This is a genomic window from Roseobacter sp. HKCCA2468 (assembly GCF_037805105.1).
Taxonomy (GTDB): Bacteria; Pseudomonadota; Alphaproteobacteria; order Rhodobacterales; family Rhodobacteraceae; genus M30B80.
This window is the reverse complement of the sequence record NZ_JBBLYN010000001.1, coordinates 981,722-996,041: the sequence shown is the minus strand read 5'-3', so window position 1 is coordinate 996,041 and position 14,320 is coordinate 981,722. Positions and strand designations below refer to the sequence as shown.

The window sequence follows — 14,320 nt, the reverse complement described above, 5'->3', positions numbered from 1 at the left end:
TGTCGGTCTTTCCTTAGCCAAGGCTTACGCTTGCAGCACTTTCTGGCAATTCTTCATCAAAGCAGCGCTGATAAAACTCCGCCACGGTCTGGCGCTCGAGTTCGTCACATTTGTTGAGGAAGGACAAACGGAACGCATAGCCCGTATCGCGGAAAATCTCGGCATTCTGCGCCCAATTGATGACGGTGCGCGGGCTCATCACAGTCGACAACTCCCCGTTCATAAAGGCCGTGCGCGTGAGATCTGCAACTGTGACCATCTGGCTGACCGTTTTGCGCCCCTCTGCCGTGTTGTAATGGGGGGCCTTTGACAGAACGATTGCGGCTTCGGCATCATGGCTGAGATAGTTCAAGGTTGCCACGAGGCTCCAACGGTCCATCTGCGCTTGGTTGATCTGCTGCGTGCCGTGATAAAGACCTGTGGTGTCGCCCAAACCGACTGTGTTTGCCGTTGCGAAAAGACGGAAATATTTATGCGGCTGAATGATCTCGTTTTGGTCAAGCAGGGTGAGCTTTCCATCATGCTCGAGCACGCGCTGGATCACGAACATCACATCAGCGCGGCCCGCATCATATTCGTCAAACACGATGGCGACAGGATTGCGCAAAGCCCAAGGAAGGATGCCCTCGTGGAATTCGGTCACCTGTTTCCCATCGCGTAGTTTGATGGCGTCTTTGCCGATGAGGTCAATACGGCTGATATGGCTATCGAGGTTCACGCGCACGGCGGGCCAGTTCAGGCGGGCGGCGACCTGTTCGATATGGGTGGATTTCCCTGTGCCGTGATAGCCTTGGATCATCACGCGGCGATTGTGCGAAAACCCCGCCAAAATCGCCAATGTCGTATCGCGATCAAATTTATAGGTCGAGTCGATCTCAGGCACACGATCAGTCGCGTCAGCAAAGCCTTTAACCTTCATATCACTGTCGATGCCAAAGACATCCCGCACCGAAATTTCTTCGGTGGGTTTTGCATCCATTGCCAAGCTGCCATCTGCCATATCGTAAAACCTCGGGGGAGTTAAAATGCGTCACCTGTGGTGGTGCAACATATCGCGCCGCGCCGCAAGGGGAAGGGGCGTAGGAATTTTGTCTCCGATTTGGGGCTATTTCTGCCAAAATACACGCTTAACGCGAAAGACAGGTCACCTTTGCTGTAATCGCCTGCGCAAGCCGCGCTAAGGTCTCGCCGCGCAGCGGTTCCTCTCGGATCACACGGGGCAGGGCAGGCAGCCCTGCCGCCGCAAGCGTTGTGGTGATATCTGCAGCAGGCGTGACAGCTCCCCCGCGATAAAGCCCCAAAAGCCCGCCCGTGGCATCAAGGACGGGCCCGCCCAACTCGGTTTGCGAGGGGTTTGGATAGGCGGGGCCTGCGTCCTCCAAGGGTCGCAAGGTGGCCGCTGAAAGCCTGCCCTCATAGGCAAATCCAGCGATATACTGCGCCGATCCCATGCGAGAGGCGGCGGTAAATTCAGCCAAATCTGGTGGGGTCAGTGGGGTGTCGGGCGCAATCACTACAATCCCAAGGGCGCTGTCGCGGTAAATCTCCCGCGCGGCAATCGCATCATTGAGGCGCAGGGTGGGGCAGGTTTGCGGCAGGCTTGCATCGGTTAGGACATGGCCAGTGTCCGTCACAAAAACGCCTGAGCGTTGCGCAAGGGGGCTTGGCTCTGTTTCCGATGCATTCAGCGCGGGTGATGTGCCGCTTTGTGCGGTGTCACGCTCTAACACGCCCTCTAATGCCAAGAAATTTTCCTCAATCTGCGGCATCAGCCGTGCGATGGGGGTATATTCTGTGGCGGGGCCACGGATGATTAAACCCTTAATCGCGCCGCCCTCTAAGCGGGCAAAACCTGTGGCAAAGCGCGCCGCATCACTGGCGGCAATATCAAAACGGCCCCGCAGCATATCGCGCAAGCCCCCTTCGGGCATGATGTCGGCATTCGTTACGATTTCGAACAACGATTGCAGCCGCGCCTGATCCCCCTCAGCGGAGATCAGCACGACCTCGACCCCGCGCGCATCTGTCGGGGCAAAGACCGCGAAAGGGGGGGCATAGGCCGCGAATTCCACATATCCCATGGGCAAGAGTGCTGCGATGCCCGCGCGGGTGTCCGTGATCCGCTCTAGCCCAAGTTCCCCCAAATCTGCTTGCCATTGCGCGATCAAATCTGACCGTTCGGCGGTGGTTAATACCCCCGTTTCGGGCCAGTCATTCCTGCGCTGCCATGCCGCCATAGCCGCCCGCGTGCCCGCGCCAAATACCCCATCAATCGCCCCATCATAAAACCCGAACCATTGCAGCGCGCGCTGTAAATCATCGCGCGCGGCGGGATCAAGATCCGCTTCGCCTGCGCGCGCTTGGGCAAGGGTTTCTCGCGGTGGCGCATCTGTTTGGGGCGTGGTTACAGGGGCGGCTTTTGGTTCCACGGGTGTTTGTGATGGTTTTTCAGGCGCGTCTTGTGGCGCGACCTCGGGCAAAGGTTCAATTGCGATCACCTGCGGTGCTGTCGCTTGGGCCGCAATAGGCCAGAATTGGCGCGTATAATTTTGCGGCGTTTGCATATAGCTGTCGCTAGGGATTTGACCCGAGGCCCGTAGATCGCGCAGGCGTTCCTGTGCGACCTCGCGCGGATAGGGGCCGAGGGCCAGTGCATATAGGCCCGTGCGCATCATGAACCCTGCCACCCCCATGGTGGCGCTGCGGCTTTCATAGACGCGCAGACGCGATTGCGCCGTAACCAGATCGGGATGCGCTTCGATTTGCACCCAAACCAAATCTGTTTGGGCCTGCGCTTGGGCCTGTGGCGCGTGGCCAATCAGACTGGCGCATAGAATGGCCAAAGAGATCACAATTGCCGCCCGCAACCGCGCAGTCTGACCTGCCCGAACCCCGTGATTTTGCATACTGCCCTAATCTGTAACCTTAAGGGTGATTTTGTGCAGGTTATCCGCGAAACGGACGGGATGCACCCCGTTTTCATCAATAATTTCTTAAATTTCCCATCGCGCAGGTCATAAGCTGTGATTGACCCTCGGCATCCTGCGTCCTATGTGGTCGACAACTTTCGTTAAGCCCAAGGAACGATCAATGTCGCGCATGGAAAAGCCCCGCAGTTTCCAAGAGATCATCCTGCGTCTTCAAACCTACTGGGCGCAGAAAGGCTGTGCCGTGATGCAGCCCTATGACATGGAGGTCGGGGCGGGAACCTTTCACCCTGCCACAACCTTGCGCAGCTTAGGCTCGCGGCCTTGGGCGGCAGCTTATGTGCAGCCCTCGCGCCGCCCCACCGATGGCCGGTATGGGGAGAACCCGAACCGCTTGCAGCATTATTACCAGTATCAGGTGCTGATCAAACCAAGCCCGCCCAATTTGCAAGATCTCTATCTTGGTAGCCTTGAGGCCATTGGGATTGATATGGCGATGCATGACATTCGCTTTGTGGAAGACGACTGGGAAAGTCCGACTTTGGGCGCTTGGGGTCTTGGTTGGGAAGTTTGGTGTGATGGCATGGAGGTCAGCCAATTCACCTATTTCCAACAGGTGGGCGGGCATGATTGCCACCCTGTGTCGGGCGAGTTGACCTATGGTCTTGAGCGTCTGGCGATGTATGTTCTGGGCGTGGATCATGTGATGGAGATGCCGTTTAATGATCCAGATGCACCGATTGCGTTGAAATATGGGGATGTGTTCCGTCAGACCGAGGAAGAATATTCCCGTTTTAACTTTGACACGGCCAACACAGACATTCTTTTGCGTCAGTTCGAAGAGGCAGAAGCCGAATGTCAGCGCATCCTTGCCGCAGAAAATATTGATCCCAAAACAGGCAAGCGGATCATCATGGCGCATCCCGCCTATGATCAATGCATCAAGGCAAGCCACATGTTCAACCTGTTGGATGCCCGTGGGGTCATTTCGGTGACGGAGCGGCAAGGTTACATTGGGCGGGTGCGCGCATTGGCGAAACTGTGCGCTGACGCTTTCGTGCAAACTGAGGCGGGCGGATTTGAGGCGGGGCAGCACGCATGAGCAATAAACGCGTGGGTCGTTTTGTGGTGGCGGCGATTGCCCTCTCGGCTTTGGCGGCAGGGGCGGGAATGTGGTATGCGCAAACCCGCGCCTATTATGCCCCTGTTATGCCCGATGATCCGCGCGGGCAGATCACGCTCAGCGTTGATGGCGCGCCCATGCCTTTGGCTATTTCCAACTTCGATGGCATTGACAGCAACAGCTCGCCCATTCGGTTCCGCGCTTGTTTTGATCTTGAGGCAGGCCAAGAGGCGCTGATTTCGGCAGCGGAACCTTACGAGGGGGCAACGCCCTTGATCGCGCCATCTTGGTTCCAATGTTTTGACGCCGAGGCGATTGGTGCCGCCCTAGAGGCGGGGCGCGCAACCGCCTATTTGGGCGCGCGCGATTTTGTCTATGGGGTCGATATCGTGGTTGCCTTGGATGACGCAGGGCAGGGCCATGCTTGGCGGCAGATCAACCTGTGCGGCGAAGCGGCCTTTAATGGGGATCCTGTGCCAGAAGGGTGCCCCCCTGTCCCTGAGGGGATGCAATGACCGAAACCCTCACCGAACTTGAACAGCTGCAAGCCGAGTTTGATCGGTTCCGCCGCCGCGCGCGCCGCAATACGCGCAAGGCGCAGGCGGATGGGCTGTTGATGGGGGTTGTGTCGATGCTGACCCCGCGTGATGTGGTCTGCGATTGTGGGGCGAATGTTGGGGATGTGACCGCACAGCTTGCCGCGTCAGGCGCCCATGTTCACGCATTTGATCCTGATCCCTATTGCATCGATACGTTAAAAAAACGCTTTGCCGATGCGCCCAACGTGACCATTCACGAAGCGGCACTTGGCACGCGCGAAGGCACGATCCAATTGATGCGGGCTGTCAATTTTGACGAAAACCCAAAAGGTGCATCCGTCAAATCCACTGTCTTGGAAGGCGGGCGGATGATTGATCAGGATCTGGAGCACGCGATAGATGTGCGCCTGTTGGATTTCCCCACCTTTTTGCGTGATCTCATCGCAGAGCATGGCGAAATTGCCTTTGTCAAAATGGATGTCGAGGGCGCTGAGCTTGACCTTCTCGAGGCGATGGAGGCGGTGGGCCTGTTTGACAAAATCCGCCTGACTGTGGCTGAAACCCATGAAAATAAATTCAAAGAGCTTCGCCCCCGTTTCCGCGCTTTGCGCGAACGGCTGAGCGAGGCCTATCCGATCACCCGCGTCAACCTTGATTGGATCTAACGCGACCGCAATAGGACGAAATCTATGCCCGATCTTCTGCTGGAACTGTTTTCCGAAGAAATCCCTGCCCGCATGCAAGCCAAAGCGGCCGAGGATTTGAAATCGCTTGTGACCAATGGTCTGGTTGAGGCGGGGCTGACCTATGCGTCCGCGGCTAGTTTCGCGACCCCCCGCCGCCTGTGTTTGGTGGTGGACGGGCTGAGCGCCAATTCCCCAACCACAACAGAAGAGCGCAAAGGCCCGCGCGTGGATGCGCCAGAGGCCGCGATCGAAGGGTTCTTGCGCGGCGCAGGCGTGTCACGCGATGCGCTTGAGACGCGCGAAGATAAGAAGGGCGAGATTTATGTCGCCCGTATCACCCATCAGGGGCGTGATGCTGCGGATATTATTGCGGAATTGGTGCCATCAGTCATTCGCAATTTCCCATGGCCGAAATCCATGCGCTGGGGGGCAGGCTCTTTGCGTTGGGTGCGGCCTTTGCATTCCATCCTATGCCTCTTGACCGATGAGGCGGGCGCAGGCGTTGTGCCCTTCGAGGTAGATGATATCGTGGCGGGTGACAAAACACGCGGCCATCGCTTCATGGCCCCTGATGCTTTTGCTGTCAGCAGTTTTGAGGATTATGAAGCCAAGCTGAAACGTGCCCATGTGATCTTGCGCGCAGATGAACGCGCAGATGCCATTTGGCACGAGGCCAGTCAAATGGCCTTCGCCGCGGGGTTGGAATTGGTCGAAGATCGCGGCCTTTTGGCCGAGGTGGCGGGCCTTGTGGAATGGCCCGTTGTTTTAATGGGCGAGATTGGCGCGGATTTCTTGAACCTGCCACCAGAGGTTTTGCAGACCTCGATGAAAGAGCATCAGAAATTCTTTTCTGTGAAGAACCCCAAGACAGGGCGGATTGAGCGCTTTGTGACTGTAGCCAACCGCATCACCGCAGATGAGGGTGCGACCATTTTGGCGGGCAATCAAAAGGTGCTTTCTGCGCGTCTGTCAGATGCGAAATTCTTTTGGGAAAATGATTTGCGCGTGGCAAAATCGGATATCACCCAATGGACGCAAAGCCTTGAGAATGTGACCTTTCAGGCGAAACTTGGCTCGCAGGCCGCGCGGATCGAACGGATTGCGGAGTTGGCGGCGGAACTGGCGCCAATTGTGGGGGCGGACGCAGATCAAGCACGCCAAGCGGCCAAAATCGCCAAAGCGGATTTGTCCTCTGAGATGGTCTATGAATTCCCTGAATTGCAAGGTCTGATGGGGCGCTATTACGCCGCTGAGGCAGGCTATGCGCCTGAAATTGCAGCGGTTGCGCAGGAACATTACCAACCCCTTGGCCCGTCAGATGATGTGCCAAACGCGCCTTTGTCCGTTGCCGTGGCCTTGGCCGATAAGATCGACACGCTGACGGGCTTCTGGGCGATTGATGAGAAACCAACAGGCAGCAAAGACCCCTACGCGCTTCGCCGCGCGGCCTTGGGGGTGATCCGCCTGATCTTGGACAATGGTGTGCGGTTGAACCTATCTGCCCCCTTCGTTTCGCGTGGTGCGGCTTTTGGGTCTGATGCACCTGAGGCTGTAGCCGCAGACCTCCTTTCGTTCTTTCATGACCGCCTTAAGGTGCATTTGCGCGATGAGGGCACTCGACATGATGTGATTGATGCCTGCCTGTCAATGGCGGGCAATGATGATCTGGCCTTGGTCGTGGCGCGGGCGCGCGCCGTGCAGGCGGTGCTGTCGACCGATGATGGTGAAAATCTGATCCAAGGCTATCGCCGTGCCAACAACATCCTGACGCAAGCAGAGGCCAAGGATGGGGTGGAATATCGGTTTGGCGCAGATATGAAATTTGCAGAAACCGATGAAGAACGCGCGCTTTTCGCGGCCCTTGCCGCCGCGCGGGAGGCGGCCAACCCCGCCCTAGCGTCAGAGGATTTTGCGGCCGCCATGGCGGCTTTGGCCGCGCTGCGCGGGCCGATTGATGCCTTTTTCGAAAAGGTGCAGGTTAATGCGGATAGCGAAATTGTGCGGCGCAATCGTCTGAACTTGCTGCATGAAATCGTGGAAACCTGTGGCAAGGTCGCCGATTTGTCGCGCATCGAGGGGTAATGCTGCATCGCGGCGCTTTACAGATCGCGTTATGATTGTATCTTAGTGTCTTGGCCAGCTTCGGCTAAGAGTAAGAATTGCAAATGAAAAATCGCCCCGACTATATGCTGATCACCGCCACGGCGGATATGCACACAGCCACCCATGGCAATCGCGCCAAATGCTTGCAGCGTTTGGTGCGCTTGGGTTTGCCCGTGCCTTTGACAGCGGCTTTGTCCTTTGACGCTGTGCGCCAAATCGCGCAAGGGGTGGTTCCTGATCTGGCCCCGCTTTGGGCCGAGTTTGGCCCTCATGCCTTGGTTTCTGTGCGCTCCAGCAGCCAAGCTGCGGATTGGGGCGGGCCTGGCACGGTGCTGAATATCGGGATGAATGACGACTTGGCCGAACATTTGGCCAAGGTTCATGGCCGCAGCGCGGCAGATCAGCTTTATGTCAATTTCATCCGCGCCTATGCGGTGGATGTCTTGCGTCTGGATGCCGATGAATTTGAGGGGCCGCTGACCCCACGGATTGCCAAAGACCATTTCGAGGATGAAGCGGAGGAGGCCTTTCCCCAAGACCCCGCCGTGCAGTTGCGCGAGGTTCTGCGCTCTATGGCGCGGGCGTGGGAGGGGACAACCGCGCGGCTGTTGCGGCAGGCGCAAGGCGCACCTGCTGATGCGGGGCTTGGTCTTGTGGTGCAGCGCATGGCACTGGGTGTCGGTGAGGGCGTTTCGGGCTCTGGTATCGTTCAGATGATCGACCCCGACACGGGAGACGCCGATGTGATCGGTCGTTTCGTGCCGCAGGCGCAGGGCCGGGTGGCATTGCGTGATGATGATGCGCTCTACATCCGCAGTGATGCGCGTGGCCATTCCCTTCAAGATGCTGCGCCAGAGGCCTATCATGACTTGATCGCTGCGGGCGCTTTGATGCGTGAGAAATTGCGCGAAGAAATGCAGATTGAATTCACCTTGATGAATGGTCAGCTGAACATTCTTGACGCGGTGCGCGCGCCCCGGTCTGCACGCGCGGCAGTCGCAACGGTGGTCAATTTGGCCAATGATGGCGTTATTTCGCGCGGTGAGGCGTTGTCGCGGATACCGCCCTTTTCCTTGGGGCAATTGTTGCACCGTCAGGTGGATGCCGAGGCCCCGCGTGATGTTTTGGGGCGTGGTATTGCCGCCGCACCTGGGGCTGCGACCGGCAAGATTGTCTTTTCGTCTACCGCGGCCCAGGCCTTGGCCGCGCAAGGCGAAGCCACAATTTTGGTCAAGCGTGAAACCAGTTCCGAAGATGTGCGTGGGATGCACGCCGCGCAGGCCGTTTTGACCGAGCGGGGTGGTATGACCAGCCATGCCGCCGTGATTGCACGCGGGCTTGGTTTGCCCTGTGTGACGGGGGCAAGCAGCCTGCAACTGGATATGCGTAAGAAAACGCTCACCACCGCAGGGCGGCGCGTGTTCCATGAGGGGGATGTGATTACTGTTGATGGCTCCTCTGGTGATATTTTGGTGGGGGCGGCCAAGATGATCGAGCCTGCTGTTGGCGGGGCCTTTGCCACGCTGATCCAATGGGCCGATGAAATTCGCGATATCGGCATTCGCGTCAATGCGGACACAGTCGAGGATGTGGAAACCGCGCAGCAATTCGGAGTTGACGGGATCGGATTGTGCCGCACAGAGCATATGTTCTTTGATCCAAATCGCCTGACTTTGATGCGGGAAATGATTTTTGCCGAAACCGAAAGTGACCGCGCGGCAGCCTTGGATCGATTATTGCCAATGCAACGGGGTGATTTCACCGAGCTGTTTAAACGGATGCAGGGCAAGCCTGTGTGTATCCGACTGTTTGATCCGCCTTTGCACGAATTCTTGCCCTCAGATCGCGATGGCATTCGCGCCTTGGCCGAAGCGTTGGATTTGCCCGTAAGCCGCGTGGCCGCGCGCATTGAATCGTTGCAAGAATATAACCCAATGCTGGGGATGCGCGGCGTGCGTCTTGGGATCACCGTGCCTGAGATTTATGACATGCAGGCCCGTGCGATTTTTGAGGCAACCATTGCCGCAAGCGAGGGGAAAAACCCCGTTGTTCCCGAAATCATGATCCCGCTTGTTTCGGCCAAGCGCGAGGTTGAGTTGGTAAAATCACGGGTGGATGCGGTCGCCGCCGCCGTTGCCGCGCAAAATGGCAAAAGTTTCACCTATCGCCTTGGGGTGATGGTTGAGACGCCGCGCGCAGCGTTGCGGGCGGGTGAGATCGCGGAATCTTCGTCCTTTTTGTCATTTGGCACCAATGACTTAACCCAAATGACCTATGGTTTGTCGCGCGATGATGCGGGGCGCTTTATGTCGGCCTATGTTCAGCAAGGTGTGTTTGTGGAAGACCCGTTCACCCGCTTGGACACGGAAGGGGTGGGTGAATTGCTGCTCATTGGCGCAGAACGTGGGCGCGCTGTCCGCCCCGAAGTGACCCTCTCCATCTGTGGGGAGCATGGCGGTGATCCAGATTCGATCCGCTTTTCGCGGATCGCTGGTTTCGACTATGTGTCTTGTTCACCTTTCCGTGTTCCCTTGGCCAAGCTGTCGGCGGCACAATGGGTGTTGGAGGATGAGACTCTCCCCGCAAAGCGTTGATATTGCGTTGAGTCTGCCATCTGATTTGCCAAGGCCTACGTCTAAATGATGCGGTGTGCTGCGCGTCAAACACAAAAACGCGGGTCAAGTTGTCGGTTTTAGAAAACCGTGCTAATGGCTCTGTCGCATTCTGATCAACGGATTGCGACATTGGGGATCAACCCCAAGGAGCAGAGGTAATGGGTTTCAAACAGGCATGCGCTGCGATTGCGGCCTCCTTGTTATTTATGTCAAATGCCGCCTTGGCGGAAACGTCCTCAATCTATGATGGGGATTATCCCGTTGTTATGTCATCTTCGCAGCCGCAAGCCGGTTCGATGGAATTGCGCCTATCGTCTTTGATGTTTGATGAGCGCGCTGCGTTGCGCGGCATCAGCCCCTCACAAGTCGCCCGTTTGGGTGCGCCTGTGCGCTCCCCCTTTGGTCGAAATGGGGCGCCGCGTCAGATTTATAACGAAGCCCAATTGATGTCCTTGCCCCGTCCACGCAGTAACGCGCAGCATCGATGCCTCACCGAGGCGCTTTATTTCGAGGCGCGTGGTGAGCCGATCCGCGGTCAATATGCCGTGGCCGAAGTGATTTTGAACCGCGTGGATAACGACAATTATCCAGATAACATTTGCGATGTCGTCTACCAAAACGCGCATCGGCATTTGGCCTGCCAATTCACCTATGCCTGTGATGGCATCCCCGAGAATGTGACGGATCGTGCCACATGGGACCGCCTGTCGCGTATCGCCCGTTTGATGATGGATGGCGCGCCGCGCACCCTCACCTCAGGGGCCACGCATTATCATGCGGATTATGTCCATCCTGACTGGGCGCGGGTTTATCCGCGCACTGCCACGATTGGGCAGCATCTGTTCTATCGTCAGCAATATTAATCGCAGCGCAAGAGCGGGTCGCTGATAGCGCGGGTTGCGGCGGTTTTGACGCCTGTCTTTTGCCGTGTTTTGGGCTATGCAACCTGCGGAAAGACGATCACGAAAGCCTACGCCTATGACGGATGATATTCGACTTGCTTTTGCCCACCCGTCCGAGCGGGCCAAGGCGACCGCCACAGATGCCCCGCTTGATCGTATTTCGATGTCCAATCATGAGCGGGATGTTGAAATCGGCGCCTTTCAGGCCGAGCGCGGGATTTTGCAGCGTATCCGTTTTAATGTGGTCGTTGAGGTGCGCTCTCAGGCGGAAAGCGCCGAGGATGATGTGGATCGCATTTTGTCCTATGACCGCATTGTCGAGGCGATTGATGCCGAGCTTGCGCAGGGCCGTGTCAATTTGCTGGAAACGCTCTCGGTGCGAATTGCAGAGCGGGTCTTGAGCCACCCATTGGCTGCGCGCTGTTTCGTGCGAATTGAGAAATTGGATCGCGGGCCCTATGTTTTGGGGGTCGAGATTATGCGCGAAGCAGAGGCCAATCAGCGCCTTAGTCTTCTTGCGGATGATGGCCCGCATCCTTTGATCGTGTATTTGGCCAATGATGCAATTGCGCGCCCTGATTTGGCGCAGCTTCTGGATCACCTTGAGCAGGCAGGTGCCCCTGTCATTTTGTGCGTGGGCAGCACGGGCTTGGCGCAGCCTCAAGCCCGCCACGGCCTGCCGCAGCGGCGGATTGATCTGTTGGATATGGAAAAGAACGCTTGGGTCTTGGCCTCTTGCGATGATCGCTGTGTGGTGGTGGACAGTCGCACAGAATTGGACTGGGCCATGCGGCAGGGGCAAATTTCGGTTTGGGCCCCCTCAAAACTGGTTTTGGACAGTGCCGAACCACCCAAAGGGGCAAAAGTGACGGGGGAGCAATTGGCGCTGTGGTTGGCCGAGCAATTTGAGGCGCAGCGTATTGTTTATTTGGGCGGCCACCCGCCGTTGAAATCGTCTATCCCAGTGCAGGCATGGCCGTTTGACGTGATGCCTGATCTTTAATCTGGGCAGTAAACTTGATGGACGCTGAGCCACAGGGTAGGGCTACTCCTATGACTGATTATTATCGCCCCATACCCGTTACGGGCCCCGCGATTGGGCCTGAGGCCGTGCCCCTTGCAGGGGGCTGGTGCCATTTCACGCATGTTGAGCGGTTAAGCCGCACGGGCGCGCGCGAGATTTTGCCCGCCGCAGACTTGCCCGCGGCATGGCGCGCGCCTTTGACGGCAGCGCGTGGTGATTTTGCGACTGTGCCTATGGGGCGCCCAAGCCTTATGGGGATTTTGAACCTCACCCCAGACAGCTTTTCCGATGGTGGGCGGCATGAGGACATCCAAGCCGCGCTGGAGCAAGCCCATCGTCTTGTGGCGGAAGGCGCAGATATTTTGGATTTGGGCGCAGAAAGCACCCGGCCAGGCGCCAAAGAAGTGCCGCAACAGCAAGAAATCGCGCGCCTGATGCCTGCGCTAGAGGCCTTGCGCGGCTCTGGCGTGATCTCGCTTGACACGCGCAAGGCCGATGTGGCGCGTGCGGGCCTTGCTGCGGGCGCGCAGGTGATCAACGATGTTTCGGGGCTGCGCTTTGATACAAATATGATTGAGGTTCTGCGCGAGAGCCGCGCGCCCGTGATCTTGATGCATTCGCTTGGCACGCCTGAAACCATGCAAGATTTGGCCCCCGATGCCTATCAAGATGTCGTTCTCGATATCTACGATGGGCTTGCTGCGATGCGCGATCAGGCGCTTTCTGTGGGGCTGACGTATGACCAAATCTTGCTTGATATTGGGGCGGGCTTTGGCAAGACCTTTGCGCAAACCCGCGCGTTGTTGCGTGACATCAGCCTGTTCCACGGGCTTGGCTGTGGGTTGCTTTTGGGCGTATCGCGCAAAGGGTTTGTGGGCCATGTGACGGGGATCAAACAGGCAGATCAGCGTGATGCTGCATCGGCGGCAATCGGCCTATGGGCCATATCGCAGGGGGTTCAGATGCTGCGTGTCCATGATATAGCCGTGCATCAAGCGATGATTTCTGCCTATATGGCAGCAAGCGGTTTGACCCTTGGGGAGGGGTAATAAAATGGCACGAAAATTATTTGGCACGGATGGGGTGCGGGGTCAGGCAAACAGCTATCCCATGACCGCCGATATGGCGCTGAAATTGGGGGCCGCGGCAGGGCGCTATTTCCGCCGCGATATGGAGCGCGGCCATCGTGTTGTGATCGGGAAAGACACGCGCCTTTCGGGCTACATGTTGGAAAATGCGCTGACGGCGGGCTTCACCTCCACGGGCATGGATGTGCTGTTGCTGGGGCCTGTGCCAACCCCTGCTGTGGGCCTTTTGACCCCCTCCATGCGGGCCGATGTTGGTGTGATGATATCGGCAAGCCACAACCCCGCCTCAGATAATGGGATTAAGTTTTTTGGCCCTGAGGGATTCAAACTGTCAGACGAGGCAGAGGCCGAGATCGAAGCCCTTGTGTTTGGGGATATTCAACCTGCACAAGCGGGCAATATCGGGCGCGCGCGGCGCATTGATGATGGTCGTTTCCGCTATGTCGAACGCGTCAAAGGCACATTCCCCCAAGGTCTGAGCCTTGAAGGTTTGAAGGTTGTCATCGACTGCGCCAATGGTGCCGCATATCGCGCCGCCCCCGAAGTGCTGTGGGAATTGGGCGCCGAAGTCGTGGCGATTGGCGTGAGCCCAGATGGGTTCAATATCAACGAAAATGTCGGCTCAACAAAGCCGCAAGCCGCGATTGCCAAGATCAAGGAAACAGGGGCCGATGTGGCCTTGTGCCTTGATGGCGATGCTGATCGCATTGTGATCATTGATGAGGCGGGCCAAGTCGCGGATGGGGATCAGATCATGGCGCTGTTGGCGGCGCGATGGGCAGATGAGAACCGTCTCAAAGGTGGTGCCTTGGTGAGCACCGTGATGTCGAATTTGGGATTGGAACGGTTTTTGGGCGGGCGCGGGATTGGCCTACACCGCACGGCCGTTGGGGATCGCTATGTTGTCGAGGCGATGCGCGCAGGTGGCTACAATCTTGGCGGTGAGCAATCAGGCCATATCGTCATGAGCGACCATGCCACCACGGGTGATGGGTTGATGGCAGGTTTGCAATTCTTGGCTGAAATGGTGCGCCAGAACAAACCGGCAAGCGCGCTTGCGCGCAGCTTTGATCCCGTTCCGCAGATGTTAGAGAACCTGCGCTTTTCGCCTGACAAAGCCCCGTTAGAGGCAGCATCAGTCAAGGCCGCCATCGCCGAGGCAGAGGCCCGATTGGGGCAGGCGGGGCGTATTTTGATCCGTAAATCAGGCACAGAACCCCTTATTCGCGTTATGGCCGAAGCCGAGGATGAGGGGCTCATGGCGGCTGTGGTTGGGGATATTGCAGCGGCCATTCGCGCCGAGCTGTAACCCC

General features: G+C 57.6%; 11 protein-coding genes. 9 read left to right on the top strand and 2 right to left on the bottom strand.

Going from position 1 to position 14,320, the window contains the following annotated elements; all coding sequences use genetic code 11:
- Positions 1 to 13: 13 nt before the first annotated feature.
- Entirely contained in the window at positions 14 to 1,000 is a 987-nt protein-coding gene (gene cobS / locus AAC620_RS04980) for a cobaltochelatase subunit CobS (RefSeq protein WP_340243110.1), read from the bottom strand.
- 127 nt (positions 1,001 to 1,127) lie between these two features.
- Entirely contained in the window at positions 1,128 to 2,906 is a 1,779-nt protein-coding gene (locus AAC620_RS04975) for a peptidoglycan-binding domain-containing protein (protein WP_340243107.1), read from the bottom strand.
- Between the two features lie 193 nt (positions 2,907 to 3,099).
- Between AAC620_RS04975 and AAC620_RS04970 the strand changes: the two genes are divergently transcribed.
- From AAC620_RS04970 to glmM, 9 genes are all read left to right on the top strand, one after another.
- Positions 3,100 to 4,029, top strand: a complete 930-nt coding sequence (locus AAC620_RS04970) for a glycine--tRNA ligase subunit alpha (RefSeq protein WP_445322434.1) — start codon at positions 3,100 to 3,102, stop codon at positions 4,027 to 4,029.
- Positions 4,026 to 4,565, top strand: a complete 540-nt coding sequence (locus AAC620_RS04965; RefSeq protein ID WP_340243105.1) for a DUF6446 family protein — start codon at positions 4,026 to 4,028, stop codon at positions 4,563 to 4,565. The genes AAC620_RS04970 and AAC620_RS04965 overlap by 4 nt, the downstream gene beginning before the upstream one ends.
- On the top strand, positions 4,562 to 5,254 hold the full coding sequence (locus tag AAC620_RS04960; RefSeq protein WP_340243103.1) for an FkbM family methyltransferase: 693 nt from the start codon (positions 4,562 to 4,564) through the stop codon (positions 5,252 to 5,254). Before AAC620_RS04965 ends, AAC620_RS04960 begins: the two co-directional genes overlap by 4 nt.
- Before the next feature lie 24 nt (positions 5,255 to 5,278).
- The gene (glyS, locus tag AAC620_RS04955; protein WP_340243101.1) at positions 5,279 to 7,357 is read left to right on the top strand and encodes a glycine--tRNA ligase subunit beta; all 2,079 of its coding nucleotides are present in this window, start codon (positions 5,279 to 5,281) and stop codon (positions 7,355 to 7,357) included.
- Positions 7,358 to 7,440: 83 nt separating this feature from the next.
- A complete protein-coding gene (locus AAC620_RS04950; RefSeq protein WP_340243100.1) occupies positions 7,441 to 9,972 on the top strand; it encodes a putative PEP-binding protein in 2,532 nt (843 codons plus the stop codon).
- Between the two features lie 179 nt (positions 9,973 to 10,151).
- A complete protein-coding gene (locus AAC620_RS04945; protein ID WP_340243098.1) occupies positions 10,152 to 10,856 on the top strand; it encodes a cell wall hydrolase in 705 nt (234 codons plus the stop codon).
- A 115-nt stretch (positions 10,857 to 10,971) separates the two neighbouring features.
- The gene (locus AAC620_RS04940) at positions 10,972 to 11,898 is read left to right on the top strand and encodes a dihydroneopterin aldolase (protein WP_317655999.1); all 927 of its coding nucleotides are present in this window, start codon (positions 10,972 to 10,974) and stop codon (positions 11,896 to 11,898) included.
- A gap of 50 nt (positions 11,899 to 11,948) precedes the next feature.
- Entirely contained in the window at positions 11,949 to 12,968 is a 1,020-nt protein-coding gene (gene folP / locus AAC620_RS04935; protein ID WP_340243095.1) for a dihydropteroate synthase, read from the top strand.
- Positions 12,969 to 12,972: 4 nt separating this feature from the next.
- Entirely contained in the window at positions 12,973 to 14,316 is a 1,344-nt protein-coding gene (gene glmM / locus AAC620_RS04930) for a phosphoglucosamine mutase (protein WP_340243092.1), read from the top strand.
- Positions 14,317 to 14,320 lie beyond the last annotated feature (4 nt).

What these genes read in the sequence shown, in the direction of transcription:
- AAC620_RS04975 (WP_340243107.1), bottom strand. Translation starts at nt 2,906, where the DNA reads ATGCAAAATCACGGGGTTCGGGCAGGTCAGACTGCGCGGTTGCGGGCG.
- AAC620_RS04945 (WP_340243098.1), top strand. Translation starts at nt 10,152, where the DNA reads ATGGGTTTCAAACAGGCATGCGCTGCGATTGCGGCCTCCTTGTTATTT.
- AAC620_RS04965 (WP_340243105.1), top strand. Translation starts at nt 4,026, where the DNA reads ATGAGCAATAAACGCGTGGGTCGTTTTGTGGTGGCGGCGATTGCCCTC.
- AAC620_RS04960 (WP_340243103.1), top strand. Translation starts at nt 4,562, where the DNA reads ATGACCGAAACCCTCACCGAACTTGAACAGCTGCAAGCCGAGTTTGAT.
- AAC620_RS04970 (WP_445322434.1), top strand. Translation starts at nt 3,100, where the DNA reads ATGGAAAAGCCCCGCAGTTTCCAAGAGATCATCCTGCGTCTTCAAACC.
- AAC620_RS04950 (WP_340243100.1), top strand. Translation starts at nt 7,441, where the DNA reads ATGAAAAATCGCCCCGACTATATGCTGATCACCGCCACGGCGGATATG.
- folP (WP_340243095.1), top strand. Translation starts at nt 11,949, where the DNA reads ATGACTGATTATTATCGCCCCATACCCGTTACGGGCCCCGCGATTGGG.
- glmM (WP_340243092.1), top strand. Translation starts at nt 12,973, where the DNA reads ATGGCACGAAAATTATTTGGCACGGATGGGGTGCGGGGTCAGGCAAAC.
- cobS (WP_340243110.1), bottom strand. Translation starts at nt 1,000, where the DNA reads ATGGCAGATGGCAGCTTGGCAATGGATGCAAAACCCACCGAAGAAATT.
- glyS (WP_340243101.1), top strand. Translation starts at nt 5,279, where the DNA reads ATGCCCGATCTTCTGCTGGAACTGTTTTCCGAAGAAATCCCTGCCCGC.
- AAC620_RS04940 (WP_317655999.1), top strand. Translation starts at nt 10,972, where the DNA reads ATGACGGATGATATTCGACTTGCTTTTGCCCACCCGTCCGAGCGGGCC.